Genomic DNA, 15,388 nt, shown 5'->3' on the forward strand with positions numbered 1-15,388 from the left:
CCGGGTTGGGCGTCAAACTATTGCGCGTAAAAATAAAGCCTCTGTTTGTTGTGCTACTGGCGGCGGTAGCCGTCTTTTTTTCCTGGGGGAATAATGCGGCGGCGGCCGCAGCGCCGCTGATAACCAGCATTACCCCGGCGAACGGGCCGATGACCGGCGGGACGTGGGTGACCGTCAACGGCTCCTACTTTGCCCCAGGGGCCCAAGTCTATTTTGACGACGAACCGGCTTTAGAAGTAACCTTCAGCAGCTCTAGTAAATTGCTGGTCAAGACGCCGCCGCGGGCGACGTCGGGTAAAGTGGACGTCAAAGTGGTCAACCCCGACGGCCAGCAGTACATGAAGGTGGCTGCCTTTCTTTACGACCCGGTGGTCACGGAAGTCATCACCGGGGAAGAAGGGCGTACCGGCAGCACCACCGGCGGCCAGTGGATAACCGTCAAAGGCAGTGGCTTTCAGAACAATCTTATTCTCTACATCGGCAGCAACCCGGCCACGCAAGTCACCGTCTCCGCCGACGGCCAGACCATTACCGCCCTGACGCCGCCGGGTACGGTGGGCAAAGTAGCGGTGAAGGTGGTCAACCCCGACGGGGGCACGGGGATTCTTCCGGCGACGGATGCCAATACCTTCACTTACCGTTTGAGCCAGCCGGAGATAACCGCTGTTTCTCCCGCCAGCGGCACCTGGCTGGGGGGCACGGAAGTCACGATTTCCGGTAAGGAGCTGAGCCCCTCCGGCGTCGTGCGCTTTGGCGGGGTGCCGGCAACAATCAAGCAGGCCAACGACATCACTTCCCTGGTGGTTATTACCCCGCGCGGTTCTGTGGGCCTGCAGGACGTGACCATCACCAACCCCGACGGCCAGACCAGCCCAGTTACCAGCGCGACGAAATTTGAATTCATCGCCACCCCTGTCATCGATGCCGTGACGCCCAATTACGGCAGCCCCCAGGGGGGCACGGAAGTGACCATAACGGGCAGCAACTTCCCGCCCGCTGGGCAGATCGGGGTCACCTTCGGCGGCAGGGCGGCCGTTGTCCAAGAGGTGGGCGCGGGCTATATCAAGGTTATCACCCCGGAAAACGCCCCCGGCACGGTGGCCGTGACTGTTTACGATACCAGCAATCCCGAAAAATCTTATACGGTGCTTAAGGGTTTTACCTATATTACCGAAAAGAGCAGCCCCGTCATTACCGCCATCACCCCCAACGCCGGCAGTAAAGACGGGGGTACGGAAGTGACCATCACGGGGAGCGATTTTCGTTCCGGTGTCGACGTGCCGCTAAAGGTGAAATTCGGCAGCGTCTACGCCGCCCAGGTGACGGTCAAGAGCACGACCGAGCTGTTAGTCGTCGCCCCGCCCAGCACCGTGACCGGGCCCGTGGACGTGACGGTGGAAAACCCCGACGGCGGTAAGGCTACATACCCTTACGGTTTTACCTATCTAGCGCCGGAGCGTGTCCTTTTAATCACCGGTATCACCCCCAACCGGGGGTCCATGGAAGGCGGTACTCCGGTGGTGGTTAACGGCGCCAACTTCCTCGACCCGGCGGATCCTTCCGTGGCAGATATAGAGCTCACCATCGGCGGCAATCCGGTGAAAAACCTTACATGGGACGCGGCGAGCAAAGCGTACCGGGGCGTCACTCCCGCCGGATACGGCACCCAGGATGTTGTTTTATTGATTAAACGCTGGCAGGATGGCATTTTAATAACGGAAAAGGCCCTACTTCCCGGCGGCTTTACCTATGTCGTGCCCCAGAGCAAACCGCAAATCACGGCCATCGATCCGGCGGGCGGACCATTATCAGGCGGGACACTTATCCACATTTACGGCAGCGACTTCCGGGCGCCCCAGGCTGGGGAGACGGTCCAGGTCTACATCGGCAGCCTGCCGGCAAGCGGCGTTCAGGTAGTTAGCTCTACGGAGATCACCGCCGTTACGCCCAAAGCGACCAGTACCGGACTTTACGACGTTACGGTCATCAACCCCGACCTGGCCACGGCCGTTTTGCCCAACGCCTTTACCTATGTGTCCAGCACCATGACCATCGTCAGCGTGACCCCCGATAAAGGCCCGGTTGATAGGGAGACCATGATTACCATTACCGGCGCCAATTTCAACCAGGACAGGGACGAAACCGGCATGGTTTACCTCGTAGTAGAACTGGGCACCGCGGAAGAAGGGTACCTGCCAGCTACGGGTGTAGTCGTGAGCGATGATGGTGCCACCATCACGGCTTTAACGCCCAGATTTACCGCCGGCACCAAAGACGTAGTGGTACGTAACCATTTCGGCAGCGTTACCCTCCCCGGGGCTTTTACCTATTACGTACCGTCCAGCAAGCCAGAAATCGCCGGGGTGTATCCGGCCACGGGACCAACCACCGGCGGCACGCCCATAACTATTTACGGCGACAGGTTCCAATCTAAAGCCAGTGTCACTATCGGCGGCAGGATGGCTACCGGGGTAGAAGTGGTGAGCCCGGCGGAAATCCGCGCCGTAACGCCTGCCGGGCAGCCGGGCCGGCAGGACATCGTGGTCACAAATCCCGACGGCGGTACGGCGGCCCTGGCGGCAGGGTTCACCTACGTCAGCCACCCGGTGGTAAAAAACGTCACCCCATCCCGGGGAAGCGTTGCCGGCGGCACCATCGTCACCCTCCAGGGCGCGGACTTTTATCCGGGCATGCAGGTTTACTTTGGCAGCATAACGGAAGTGGTCTACGGTAACGTCGGCGGCAGCATGGTCTGGCAGGTGCCGGCCTCCGACGTCCAGGTGATTGACACGCAGACGGCCAGAGTCCGCCTGCCGGCGTGGTCGGAAAGCGTCGCATTTCAAAACGGCGCCAGGGTAGACATCGCGGTGGTAAACAGCGATGCCGTTTTAACCTCTGACGGCGGTAGCTTTATCGCCCACGACATCTTTACATATTACCAGCCCCTGACCTCCCCGCGGGTGGACGAGGTGACACCCAATTTCGGACCCGTCCAGGGTGGCAATGAAGTCCTTTTGAGCGGCGACGGCTTCCAGCCCGATGTGAAGGTCTACTTCGGCTGGGAAGAGGCCCGTGTACTGGAGGTGACCCCCAACTTTATCCGGGTGAGTGCCCCGACGAATGAAGCGGGCCTGTACGACATCACGGTGGTAAACGTCTACGACACGGGCGTTTTTATAAAAGAAGACGCATACGAGTACCGCCAGCCCCTGACCGCACCCAAGATCACCGGCGTTTTCCCATCCATGGGCCCGGCCGGGGGCGGGACCCTTCTGACCATCAGCGGCGCCTACTTCTGGCCCGGGGTGCGGGTATTTATCGGCAACAACGAGGCCTTCCTTTACGTCGACGCCGCGGGCCAGATTGTGCCAAAAGAGCAGGGGGTGCAGAGCGTCGTTCCCCTAGTGACCGCAGGGGGAACCATCATTTACGTACATACCCCGGAAGGACCGAAGGTTGGTGAAAACTACATCGCCGGGCCGGTGGACGTGATTGTCGTCAATCCCGACGGCGGCAGCGCCATCCTGAAGGGAGGCTTCACCTATAAGCTGCCCGACAGCCGCCCGGTTATTACCGGCGTCAGTCCGGACCGCGGTACAGTAAAGGGCGGTACGCCCGTGACCATTACCGGCAGCGATTTCCGCGAAGAACTTAAAGTCTATTTCGGCGGTAAGGAGGCCGTCGTCAACAAAATCGATCCAGGGGCCATCGAGGTGGTAACGCCGGCCCACGACGCCGGTACGGTGGACGTGACGGTGGTCAACAAGGACGGCGGCGTGGCTACGGCCTATCGAGCCTTTACCTACCTTGTGCCGGGCAGCGAGCCGGTAGTAAAGAGCATAGACCCCGGTGCGGGCAGCGTCCTGGGCGGCACTAGGGTGACCATCGGCGGCGAGGATTTCCGTGAGGGTGTCAAAGTCTACTTCGGCGGCACGGAAGCTTTAGAAGTGGTCCGGGTCGATTACAAGACCGTTACGGCCGTCACCCCGCCCCACGTAGCAGGGACGGTCGACGTGACGGTGGTCAACCCCGACGCTGGCTCTTATACCCTGCGCCGGGCCTTTACCTATCAGGGCACGGTGCCCCGCATCGACGCCGTGGCGCCGGAGCGCGGGCCCCAGGAAGGCGGCATCAAGGTGGTCATCCGCGGCGCCGACTTCTTGGCACCTGTGCAGGTCTATTTCGGTACGGCAGCGGCCGCAAGCGCTACGGTGGTGGAGAACGGCACCATGATCGAGGTGACCCTTCCGGCCGCGCCCCAGGGACGTCTTGGGGCAGTGGATGTTAAGGTGGTCAACGGCGACGGCGCGGAAGCCGTAAAGGAAAAGGCCTTTACCTATGTGGTGCCCGACAGCCGGCCGGTCATCACCGGGATTGAACCGTCCAGTGGCAGCACCCTGGGTGGCAACTGGGTCACCATCACCGGTGAGGACTTCCGCGAGGGCCCCCAGGTGTTCATCGGCGGCCAACCGGTTCTGGAAGTAAAGCTAATCGACGGGCGGACGCTGCGGGTGAAGATGCCGCCCCACAGCGAAGGACCCAAGGACGTTACCGTGACAAATTACGACGGCGGTACCTGCACCCTGGCGGCGGCCTATACCTATAAAACCCCGGAGAGCCAGCCCGTGATTAATAAAGTGGAACCGGCCCGCGGTCCCCATGTTGGCGGCACGGCCATCACCGTTACCGGCCTAGACTTCCGCCAGGGGGTAAAGCTCTACATCGGCGGGGCGCCGGCTCTAAACGTGGTGCGGGTGGATTATAAAACCATCACGGCGGTGACTCCGGCGGGCAGCGTCGGCCCGGCCGACGTGACGGTGGTCAATCCCGATGAAGGCACCTTCACCCTGCCCAAAGGCTTTACCTTCTATTATGTGGAGGCCCCGGTAGTTACCGCCGTGACACCCAACGAGGGCCCGGCCACCGGCGGCACGGCCATCCAGATCAGCGGCCAAAAGTTTGCCAAAGGGGCCATGGTCAGCATCGGCGGCGTTTTGGCACCGGATGTAAAATGGGTTAACGACTCTTTGATTACCGCCACAACCCCTCCCGGCAGCATCGGCTGGCAGGAGGTCCGGGTGGTAAACCCCGACGGCGGTTGGGGCGCTCTGGCGAACGGCTTTCACTACCTCAAACCCCGGGGGGTGCCGGCGACGCCCACGGGCTTTAGGGCCTGGTCCATAAACGACGGCCAGGGTCTTGAATTAACCTGGGACGCGGCGGAGTTCGCCAATTACTACGAGATCTGGGCGGCGGAATCCCCCGGCGGGCCCTACAGGTTTTTTGCCCGCACAAAGGATACGACCTTTTACAGCGATGACCTGCCCGGAGAAAGGGAGTTATACTTCCGCGTTAGGGCGGTTAACGAGTTCGGCTACTCGGAATTCAGCGAAGATGACTATGCTGCGACGGCAGAAAGTACCGATGAAGAAAGCGGCGGCTATTATGAGGACTTAAAAATCACAAGCGGACGCGACGGTGTTGAGGCGGTCATAAAAGAGGCGGCCCTTTTGGCCGGGGATTACCGCGTGGACCTTTCCACTTACGGCGGCTCCCGCCCCAGATACGTAGTCAGGGTGGCGGCGGCTGCGGCCACCGCGGCCAAGGGCAGCCTTAGCATCGGCATGGGTGAAATCAACCTGACGGTTCCGGCCGCGGCTTTAAGAGAGGTCTACCGCAGCACCCTGGGTGGTGCCGCTCAAGATGATGCCTGGGTGGAAATAGTCGTTGAGGACCGGGGACAGGGCGAGGCGGAAGCCCTTTTAAAGGGCCTGCCGGCCGGAGGTCGGGTGGCGTCCCGGGTATGGGGCGTCCAAATGCAGGGAAGAATGGGCGCCCGGCTTTATTCCTTGAACTATTTCCCCGGCGGCGGCCTGCTCATCTTCAATACCCCCGGCGTCCTCAGTCCCGCTATATATGCCAGCACGGCCTTTAGCGCCGCTTGGCAGCCCGTGACGAGCGCCTATACGCCGCGGGCGGCACGTATCCTCTTAGCCGGCAAATACGCCCTGATCGATTTGGGGGGTAAATGATGGCTTGGCCCAGAATGACGCTCCTTTTTACTTGGCTCACTCTTCTTCTCGCCACTGTCTTCTGCGGGGAGACAACAGGGCAACCGTTAAACAGTCAGACCCTGGGCGGGCAGGCGGGGGCTGAAGGACGCCTTATGGCGGTGCAGTTTGCCGATATGGAAGGCCACTGGGCCCGCGTGCCCGTAATGCGCCTGGCGGGCCAGGGTATTATAAGCGGCCGCGGCGACGGCCGCTTCGATCCCGAAGCGCCGGTGACCCGCATCGAGGCCCTGAACCTTTTGGGGCGGGCCGCGGGCTGGGAGGCTTCAACTACAGGCACCGGCCAGAACAGGCAGGGGGCTAGCTACTTACCGGCAGCCGCCCAGAAATTTTTAACGACGAAAGAAAAGGCCTACACTTTAGCCGACTGGCAGGCTCCGGCCGCCCGGCAGGAAGTGGCGGCCTGGGTGGGCAGGGCTTTAGGCCTTGCCCCGGCGGGCACCGCTTTCTTGCCCGCCCTGGCGTCCTTTCAGGACAGCGGCGAGGTGGATGGCGAACTAGCACCCATGGTGGAGGCCGTGCTCCAGGAGAGCCTCATGGCCGGAGTGCAGGCAGGCATCTTCGCTCCCCGGCAGGCGATGACCAGGGCGGAAATGGCGGCCCTCCTCGACCGCCTCGACGGCCGCCTGGCTTCCCTGCGGGGCGCCTCTCGTCTGGAAGGCCAGGTAGTGGACCGGGTGGAAACCTGGACGGATGGGGGCGGGAGGATTGTAACCCTGCGGGTGGCGACCTTTGGCGGACCCGTCGTGGGCCTGCAGATTGAACTGGGGGCAAATGGGGAATCCCTTGTAGATTTCCTTCTATATAAAAACGGGGCCCTTACCCTGGGCCGCGGGTTGAATGTGGGGGATACGGTAAAGCTCTTCCTCCAGGGGGAAAAGGTTTTGTACGCCGAAGCTTCCCCGGGGGCTTTTAATATAGGCGGCAGCGCCGCCAGCGCCATTAACGGACCCACCGCCACCCCGGCCTACAATCAGGGCGATATCCGTATGGTAAACGGATACCTGCGGGAAATAAACGATGACAAGCTAGTCGTCGTCGACGGTGCCGGGAACGAAAGAAGCGTCGCCATCACAGGGACGACGACCATCATCCGTTCCGGCCATATTCTCCTGCCTGATGATTTAAAAACCGGCGACCAGGTCAAAGTCCAGATGGACGGCAGGGGGCGGGCCCTGACGGTCCAGGTGGGTAACGACACCAACCGCCTGGGAAGGGTCCTGCGGGGGAAGGTCGACCGGGTGAATCCTTTGGACGGCAAGATCGTCCTCCGCGATACAGGCGAGTTTTTCTACGGCACCTGGCTACCGGGGGATTCCTTAAAGACCCTGAAACTTTCCCGGGATGCGGTTGCTTCCCTGTTCGGGTCGGGCGGCAGCCTTGGGGTGGCGGCGGGCGGTTTCAACGGGGAAGTCTTGACCGTCCTGGAGGATGGTACCGGCAGCGATACCGCTACGGCAGTGACAAAGGCGGGGGCTTCCATGCGTCTTTATGAAGGAACCCTCGAAGACCTCTACCTGGGCAGCGGCGAGATGTTTTTAGAAGGCGAAGATAAGCCGTTGCTCTTAACAAATGATACCATATTTATTAAAAACGGCCAAAAAGTTGCGGCGGCGGATTTCAAAGCAGGCGACTATGTATTCATGGTGGCGGCGGGTCCCGGCACCGGCCAGGCCCTCATGGTTTACGGTACCGACGTGCTGCCTGCGTCGTGGCGCCTGTACCGGGGAGAGATTGAAGAGGTAAAAAAAGAAGGGTTTACCCTGTACGACGTTGAGGTTATGGGATATGGGTCCGGACGGCCTTTCGACTGGGAGGAGACGGAGGATGATAAGGATTTCAACCTGGATTGGGAGCCGGTCATCATGGGACAAGGCGGAGAGATGAGCAGGGACGACTTTACCGCCGGACGTTTTACCGGCGATTATGAAGGCGATTATGCCTATGTCCTGGCCCGGGGGAATACAGCCCACGGCCTCTTGGTCCTGCCGGACGATGCGGTGGGTCCTACCATGACCAGCCTCGGCCGCCTTAAGGGAATCGACCGCGATGATGGAACGGTTACTTTGACGGCCGTACGCGACTGGAGTACAGGCTATGGGCGCTGGCAGGACCGGGATGAAGATTTAGAGTTAGACGCCCGAAGGGCTCTGGTGCTGAAAGGAAGAAAAATAGGGGCGCCGGAAGAACTGGTACCCGGCGACGTCTTATACGTCGTTCATGACGGCAGGCAGGCCCTGGTATTAATGGTTGCCGATTAACATTAAGGTTGAGGTGGTACAAGTGAGCGCTAGATGGGGGGCCCTGGTTTTCCTGGCGACGTTTTTATCCATGGTTTTTATACCTGCCACCTCGGCCGCAGCCCTCGATTACTACCGTTTCCACGGCGGTATAAAGAATGAAAAGGATTACGCCGAGGTCCTCTATATAACCGGCGAGCCGGTAATCCTCCGGGGCACGATCCAGGAGAGCTTCGGCCAGGCCAGGGATGGGCGCATAACCGGCAGGGTGACCTACCGGTTGGGGAATACAGATAAAGGCATTACATTGACCCGTACCGTGAGCTTCGTCACCTCCGTAGAGAAAAACGGTCGCCAGGAGGTAAATACCACCACGGTGGACCGCTTCAGCGAGACGATCACGGTTGGGAAGAACCGGTATGCCCTGCAGGATTTTCAATTTTCTCGTTCCGACCTCATCGATCACCAGCCGGCTGTGGATTATAAAAGCGGGAACTGGTCGGCGCGCAAGGTCTATAGCTTAAACAACGGCCAAGCTACCGTTGTTGTTGAAACCTGGGGCGATACGGTGGGCTACAACCACGCCTGGGGCAGCACCGAAACCGCCCGGGAAGAAGGTACCGTATCCTTCAGCGGCAAGGTGGCCCTGGATAAAACCAACCTTGTCGCCACCTCCTGGAACTGCAGCTTTAGCCAGGGCGTTTCTTACCACCGTACCCGTTACCTGGAATACCAGGCCAACGAACCGCAGAACATCAGCTTTGCCGGGGGCTACGTCGAGAACAGCCGTACCACGGAAACCCTGCAATATCAGGGCAGCTTTCCTGATCTTGATAACGGCGTGCTGGCAAGCACAAAATTGATAAAGCGGGAAGGAGACTGCGAACTCCAGGGGCTGGCCGATAAAAACCGTTTGTGGGTGGCACAACTGGCCGACGTCCGCGGCCACTGGGCCGAAGGCGATATCCGCCAGATGTACGGACTGGGAGCCTTCGAAGAAACTGGGGATTATTTCTACCCCACGCTGCCCTTCTACCGTGGTCAATTTGCTCGGGCCCTGGTGGCGGTCCTCGACCTGCCTTTGCCGGTTGAAGATACGGGAGGTTCCCGGTTGGCGGCAGGGCCTCCCGCCGTTCGCTCCCTGGCTGGAACTTCTGGCCTGGCCGGCAGGACGCCCCAGACCTCACAGGCCCAGGAAAAGCCCCTCTTTACCGATGTTGCCGTCACCGATCCCGCCTACAAATACTATCGGGCCGTTTATGAGGCCGGAGTGATGACGGGCACGGGACCCGGATTATTTAATCCTACCAGGCCTTTGACCCGCGCCGAAGCCCTGGTCATCCTGGTGCGGGCCCTGGGGTTGGAGGGAAGGGGGCCGGCGGGTTATGTAACTACCTCCTTCATGGACGACGCGGAAATACCCTCATGGGCCCGCCCGGCCATTTATGTAGCAGAGAAGATCGGCCTGGCCCGGGGCGATGAATACGGGTTTTTAAAGCCCAACGAAGTGTTGAGCAGGGCCGAAGCGGCGGTTTTCCTCAACCGGTTCGTCCGTTACCTCCAGGAAGAGATGACCGCCGACTACCGGGAACGGTTGCTGGGGTTTAACTAGCGTCTACTTCCGGCGATATATATCCTTAAATCAATTAAGCCTTATGAAAGGCGGGTTTGTGAGTGAAGGTACCGACGTCGCGTTTCGGAGTCATAGAGATCGGGCCGGCGGATGTGCTGAACTTCCCGGAAGGCGTTCCGGCCTTTGAACAATTGCGCGAGTTTTTCCTGCACCCCATACCGGACAACCCGGCTTTCATTTGGCTCCAAGCCATAGCCGATCCGGACGTGGCCTTCCTGCTGGTGGACCCCTTTCTCTTTTTCCCCGGTTACGAAGTGGAGATTCCGGAAGGACTGCAGCAGGAGCTGAAGATCAAAGAGGCCGCCGACGTCCTGGTCCTGGCGGTAGTGACGGTGCCGGACGGCGACGTCCGGCGTATGACGGCCAATCTGGTGGCGCCGGTGATCATCAACAGGGCCGCCCGCCTGGGAAGGCAGTATGTAATGGAAGGTACGAAGTATACAACCCGGCATCCCCTGTTTCGTGACAAAGGGTGAAGGGCGCCGGTGGACACAGGGGGAGCGGCAGGCACGCAGGTGGAAGGCGGCTGCCGGGAAAGGGAAGACTAATGCAGGGCGGGGGGCGTTACACCCACTTGAGGCCATAATAAAGGGGCGATAGATCGTGCTCGTTTTGACCCGGCGGGTCAACGAAACCATAATTATCGACGGCAAGATCAAAGTAACCGTCGTGGCTATCGAAGACGACAAAATCCGCATCGGCATCGACGCCCCGCCGGAGGTGGGAATTGTCCGCGAGGAGCTTTTGAACGCCGTGCGCGATGAAAATAAAGCAGCCGCCCGTACCGCTTTGGTGCCGGGGGATTTGCCTAAAAATTTCCTCTCGCGACCAGGTAAAGATCGCGGCGACCGTACCGATATGTAATTTACATAGCGCAGGTAGAAGCCTTAAGGAGGGCACGGACTTTGAAGATAACTGGAGAGGGAACAACGTACTGGAACCGGGTGCGTGCGGTCTACAAGCAGAATGAAGTAGCCCGGCCCGGGGAAGGGGCCGGCCGGCCGCGTTGGGATGGCGACAGCGTCCAGCTTTCCGCCACCGGTAGGCTGGTGGGCGAGCTGAAGGCCCGCCTGGCAGAGGCGGATGACGTCCGCCACGGGCGGGTAGAGACCCTGCAGGCCGCCGTGGCCGCCGGCACGTATAAAGTACCCCTGGAAGACGTGGCCGACGCCATCTTGAAGGAGATGAGCCGTTGAAGAAACTGGCAGAAATCCTGCAGGCAGAGCTGGAAGTGGTGCGGGACCTTTTGACGGTGTGCCGTTGGGAGCAGGAAGCCCTGGTGGCCGACGATATAGAGGCGCTCCGCGCGGCCGTGGAAAAAAAGGGGGACCTGTCCCGAGCGTTGGCGGCCCTGGAGGAAGAACGCCGGCAAGCGGCACGATTTGAGGAAGCCGACGGCACCGCCCCGGATGTCCTAGAGGAACTGCTGGACCTTTTGCGGCAGGCAGTGCGGGACCTCCAGGAAGTAAACGAAACGAACCGCCTTCTGGCGCGCCAGTCCCTGGCTTACACGCGTAAAGTGCTTGCCCTCCTTGTACCGGAAGACAAGTCCCCGGTTCTCATGGACCAGTTGGTTTAGGAAGGGTGAAAACAGTGCCGGGAACTTTTTTCGGCTTTAACACCGCCCTGCGCGGTATGCAGGCCGCCCAGCGCAGCATCTATACTACCGCCCACAACATCGCCAACGCCAACACCGAGGGCTATACCCGCCAGCAGGTGGTGCTGGCCACAACACCAGCCTATCCCGTTCCGGCCATGAACCGGCCCGGGGGTACGGGCTGGCAGATCGGCACCGGCGTCGACAGCCAGGAAACCCGCCGTATGCGGGACGAATTCTTAGATACTCAGATCCGCCGCGAAACCGGGTCTTTAGGCATGTGGGAACAAATCCAGGACGTCTTACAGCAGGTAGAGATTGTTTTTAACGAGCCTTCGGACACGGGTTTAAGCACCCTGATGAGCCAGTTCTGGGCCGCGTGGCAGGAGCTCTCGAAGAACGCGGAAAGCTCCCCCGTGCGGACCACCGTCGTCGAGACAGCCAGCGCCCTGGCGGAAGCCTTTAACCACAGCGCCCAGCAGCTGGAGACGATCATCAATGATATCGACCAATCCATAGAGCTGAAGGTAACTGAAATCAACTCCCTGGCTCGGCAGATAGCTGACCTGAACGTCCAGATTAAAAATGTAGTCGCCGCCGGTGACCAGCCCAATGATCTCCTGGATCAGCGGGATATGTTGCTGGATAGGCTCAGCAAGATAATCGATTTTGAGGTGGAATACAATAAAGTAGACGTCAACGGCGAAGCTCTCTATGACGGGCAGATTAAGATAAAGATCGGCGGTGCCTATTTGGTTGAGATAAATAATGGTAGTAATATAATCCATGAAGTGACGGATAATGGTCCGGAAAGTGGCAAGATTTACTGGGAAGAAAATGGGACGGAGATTAATCCCGTCCGCGGGGAGATAAAGGGTCTTCAGCAGGCGCGGGAAGACGTCCAGCTGTACCTTGACAGGCTCGATGTTTTAGCTAGGGGGCTGGCAGAAAACATCAATGACCTTCACGGGAAGGGATTGGATTTGAGCGGGCAGCCTGTAAGCGGAACTAGTTATGAAAACTTTTTCGTGGTTTTAAGTAATCCACCATCTACAGGGGATATCAGCGACAGCGGCATTACTGCAAAAAACATCGGCGTCAACCTCAATATCCGCAATGACGTGACGAAAATCGCCGCAGCCGATGTTAGCGGCGGCGCCGGAAACGGTGCCAACGCATTAAAAATAGCCCAGCTGCAGTCTAAGTTATTCCAGGAAAACGATACCGACGGCGACGGCAGCATTGATACTCTCGTTGCAGATACAAGCGGCGTCACCTTCGATGACTACTACAAAAACTTCACTGCCAAACTGGGCGTCGACGCCCATGAAGCCGAACGCATGACCACCAACCAGGGCGTCCTGGTGGACCAGCTTACCAACCGCAAAGAATCCATTTCCGGCGTTTCCCTGGACGAAGAAATGGCCAACATGCTCCAGTACCAGCGGGCTTATGAAGCCGCGGCCAGAATGATTACCACCCTAGACGCTATGCTCGATAAAATCATCAACGGCATGGGCGTGATCCGGTAGAATAAATTATGGGAGGAGATACAATGACCCCGGTCAAACCGGGGTGTTTTATTAGCCCGCAAAAGAAGAAAATCTTACTTTCGCCTCTATAGCTCTGAACTAAGATGTCGATATAATTCTTTAGGGATAAAACAAAAAGTTTAAAGAGAAGAAGGAAAATAAAAGTCACGCTAAATACCAATTTATGTAATAAAGGAAGGTCCTATTTTGCGTATTTTAGTAACCGGTGCCGGCGGCTTTATCGGCTCTCACCTTACGGAAAGACTCGTCAAGGAAGGGCACAAAGTCCGGGCCTTTGTTCATTATAATTCCAGTAATACCTGGGGTTGGCTGGAAGAAAGCGAAGTTAAAGACGATATTGAAGTCTTTGCCGGTGATATCCGCGATTATGACAGCGTCCGGGCTGCCATGCGGGGAATAGAAGTAGTATTCCACCTTGCAGCCCTGATAGGGATACCCTATTCTTACGTCACGCCGGTCGCTTATATCAGGACGAACATCGAAGGCACATATAATATTTGCCAGGCTGCCCGTGAAGAAGGCGTGAGAAGGGTGATCCACACTTCTACGTCCGAGGTTTACGGGACGGCCCGGTATGTTCCTATTGATGAAGAGCATCCCCTCCAGGCCCAGTCACCCTATGCCGCCAGCAAGATAGGCGCCGACCAGCTGTCCCTGAGTTTTTACCGGTCTTTTGACCTGCCGGTAACCGTCGTCCGCCCCTTCAACACCTACGGCCCGCGCCAGTCGGCCAGAGCCGTTATCCCGGCAATAATCACCCAGCTACTAAGCGGGCAGGAAGAGATCAAGCTGGGCAACCTGGCACCGACGCGGGATTTTAATTTCGTTGCAGACACAGTTAACGGTTTTATCACAGCCGGGATGGCAACAAATACGGTGGGCGAAGTGGTTAATATCGGCAGCGGCCGGGAAATAAGCATCGGCGATCTGGTTGAGCTGATAGGACAACTGATGGGGATAAAGGTAAGAGTACAGGCCGATGCGGAGCGATACCGCCCTGAAGCGAGCGAAGTGGAGCGTTTATGCTGCGATAACCGCAAAGCCGCTCGGATGGTAGGATGGCGGCCGGAATTCTCTTTAAATGAAGGTCTGGCAATAACAATCGATTGGTTTAAAAATCACCTGGCTTTATATAAAGCCGGGCAATATAACGTCTAAGGCGGCGCCTTATGATGCAGGAAGTTAAGATACCCCTGGACTGGCCCGATATCGGCGAGTTAGAAAAGGAGTATGTATTAAAAGCTCTAGAAAGCGGCTATGTTTCGTCGGCAGGCCCTATGGTGAGGGAGTTTGAAGAACGTTTTGCCGATTATTTGGGCATCAATCATGCAGTGGCCGTTGTCAACGGCACGGCCGGCCTGCACCTTGCCTTGAAACTACTGGGGATTGGACCAGGGGACGAAGTTATTGTACCCGCCCTTACCTTCATTGCCACGGTGAATCCGGTCGTATACGTTGGGGCCAGGCCGGTAGTGGTCGACGTTGATCCCTGTACGTGGAACATCGATCCCGCAGCGATAGAAAGAGCGATTACCAAACATACCCGGGCGATAATACCCGTCCACCTCTACGGCAACCCGGCCGATATGGACGCCATCATAGGATTGGCCCGCAAATACGGCTTGTATGTGATCGAAGACGCCACCGAAGCTTTAGGTTCGACTTATAAAGGAAAGAAAGCAGGTACTTTCGGCCACATAGGCGTTTTTAGCTTCAACGGCAATAAAATTATCACTACCGGCGGCGGGGGGATGCTGGTAACAGAGGACCCGGAACTGGCTCGCAGAGCCAGAATCCTGGTCAACCAGGGCAGGGAACCGGGGGAAACCGAGTACGAGCATAAAGAGATAGGCTTCAATTACCGCCTGACCAACCTCCAGGCTGCCCTGGGCCTGGCCCAGCTGGAACGCCTGCCGGAATTTTTGGCGGCTAAAAGACGCAATGCGGCGATTTATCGCCGGGAATTGCGCAATATATCAGGTATTGGCTGGCAGGAGGAGACGCCTGGGGCGGAAAGCAATTGGTGGCTTTTTTCCATAACTATTGATGAAGAAGAATACGGGCAGGGTAGACAGAAATTAATGAATCGGTTGCATGAGCAGGGTATTCAAGTTCGTCCCCTATTTAAACCCCTATTCCGGCAACCATGTTACCATGGTTACACCTTTAATTTATGTCCGGTGGCAGACGAATTGTATCAGAAAGGGATAAACTTGCCAAGTGCAAGTTTCTTAACAGTTGAGGATATAAATGTTGTTGCTCGAGCTTTGAAAAGCGGGGCGTGCTGATTAATT

Annotated in this window: 10 protein-coding genes; all 10 read left to right on the forward strand. The window is 58.2% G+C overall.

Annotated elements, in window-relative coordinates; all coding sequences use genetic code 11:
* The first annotated feature begins 5 nt into the window (after window positions 1–5).
* The 10 genes from MHFGQ_RS03885 to MHFGQ_RS03930 all read left to right on the forward strand — a co-directional run bounded on the left by MHFGQ_RS03885 (window position 6) and on the right by MHFGQ_RS03930 (window position 15,382).
* Window positions 6–6,032, forward strand: coding sequence for an IPT/TIG domain-containing protein (locus MHFGQ_RS03885; RefSeq protein WP_106006016.1), 6,027 nt, complete (start codon window positions 6–8; stop codon window positions 6,030–6,032).
* Window positions 6,029–8,332: an S-layer homology domain-containing protein gene (locus MHFGQ_RS03890; RefSeq protein WP_106006015.1), complete on the forward strand. Its 2,304-nt coding sequence runs from the start codon at window positions 6,029–6,031 to the stop codon at window positions 8,330–8,332. Before MHFGQ_RS03885 ends, MHFGQ_RS03890 begins: the two co-directional genes overlap by 4 nt.
* 22 nt (window positions 8,333–8,354) lie before the next feature.
* Window positions 8,355–9,923, forward strand: coding sequence for an S-layer homology domain-containing protein (locus MHFGQ_RS03895; RefSeq protein ID WP_106006014.1), 1,569 nt, complete (start codon window positions 8,355–8,357; stop codon window positions 9,921–9,923).
* Between the two features lie 62 nt (window positions 9,924–9,985).
* Complete coding sequence (fliW, locus tag MHFGQ_RS03900) at window positions 9,986–10,420, forward strand: flagellar assembly protein FliW (protein ID WP_106006013.1); 435 nt, start codon at window positions 9,986–9,988, stop codon at window positions 10,418–10,420.
* Between the two features lie 127 nt (window positions 10,421–10,547).
* A complete protein-coding gene (gene csrA / locus MHFGQ_RS03905) occupies window positions 10,548–10,808 on the forward strand; it encodes a carbon storage regulator CsrA (protein ID WP_106006012.1) in 261 nt (86 codons plus the stop codon).
* A gap of 41 nt (window positions 10,809–10,849) precedes the next feature.
* Complete coding sequence (gene flgM / locus MHFGQ_RS03910) at window positions 10,850–11,140, forward strand: flagellar biosynthesis anti-sigma factor FlgM (protein ID WP_106006011.1); 291 nt, start codon at window positions 10,850–10,852, stop codon at window positions 11,138–11,140.
* The gene (flgN, locus tag MHFGQ_RS03915; protein ID WP_106006010.1) at window positions 11,137–11,523 is read left to right on the forward strand and encodes a flagellar protein FlgN; all 387 of its coding nucleotides are present in this window, start codon (window positions 11,137–11,139) and stop codon (window positions 11,521–11,523) included. Before flgM ends, flgN begins: the two co-directional genes overlap by 4 nt.
* A gap of 14 nt (window positions 11,524–11,537) precedes the next feature.
* Window positions 11,538–13,073, forward strand: a complete 1,536-nt coding sequence (gene flgK, locus MHFGQ_RS03920) for a flagellar hook-associated protein FlgK (RefSeq protein WP_106006009.1) — start codon at window positions 11,538–11,540, stop codon at window positions 13,071–13,073.
* A 207-nt stretch (window positions 13,074–13,280) separates the two neighbouring features.
* Entirely contained in the window at window positions 13,281–14,252 is a 972-nt protein-coding gene (locus MHFGQ_RS03925) for an NAD-dependent 4,6-dehydratase LegB (RefSeq protein ID WP_106006008.1), read from the forward strand.
* Between the two features lie 11 nt (window positions 14,253–14,263).
* Window positions 14,264–15,382: a LegC family aminotransferase gene (locus tag MHFGQ_RS03930; RefSeq protein ID WP_245907885.1), complete on the forward strand. Its 1,119-nt coding sequence runs from the start codon at window positions 14,264–14,266 to the stop codon at window positions 15,380–15,382.
* The last annotated feature ends 6 nt before the right edge of the window (window positions 15,383–15,388 follow it).

This window comes from Moorella humiferrea, from assembly GCF_039233145.1.
Taxonomy (GTDB): Bacteria; Bacillota; DSM-521; order Neomoorellales; family Neomoorellaceae; genus Neomoorella; species Neomoorella humiferrea.

What these genes read in the sequence shown, in the direction of transcription:
- MHFGQ_RS03890 (WP_106006015.1), top strand. Translation starts at nt 6,029, where the DNA reads ATGATGGCTTGGCCCAGAATGACGCTCCTTTTTACTTGGCTCACTCTT.
- MHFGQ_RS03930 (WP_245907885.1), top strand. Translation starts at nt 14,264, where the DNA reads ATGATGCAGGAAGTTAAGATACCCCTGGACTGGCCCGATATCGGCGAG.